This is a genomic window from Bradyrhizobium sp. SHOUNA76, from assembly GCF_023006445.1.
Classification (GTDB): Bacteria; Pseudomonadota; Alphaproteobacteria; order Rhizobiales; family Xanthobacteraceae; genus Bradyrhizobium.
On record NZ_JALBHA010001185.1, the window covers coordinates 1 to 396 of the forward strand.

The following is a 396-nucleotide window of genomic DNA, read 5'->3' on the forward strand; positions in this document are numbered from 1 at the left end:
ATCTGGCAGCGCCAGCGCCTGCAGGGCGCCGTGCTGGAGCGCCAATTGTCCTATTGGCGGTCGCGCTTCTCCGGCGTGCCGGCGATGCTCGATCTTCCGACCGACCGGCCGCGTCCGGCGGTGCAGAGCTTCCGTGGGGCACGGCACAGCTTTGCGATGTCGTCTGGCCTGAGCCGCACGCTCGCCTCGCTGGCGCGCCAGGAGGGCGCGACCTTATTTATGGTGCTGCTGGCGGCGTTCCAGGCGGTGCTGTCGCGCTGGAGCGGCCAGGACGACGTGGTGGTGGGGACGCCGATCGCGGGCCGGACGCGGCGCGAGCTGGAAGGGCTGATCGGCTTCTTCGCCAACACGCTTGCGATGCGCACGGACCTTTCGGGCGATCCGACCTTTCGCGAG

General features: G+C 69.9%; 1 protein-coding gene. It reads left to right on the plus strand.

The window, feature by feature from the left end; genetic code table 11:
• Window positions 1–396 (plus strand): condensation domain-containing protein (locus MOV74_RS40415; protein ID WP_246933137.1); only part of this gene is annotated, 396 nt, incomplete at both ends.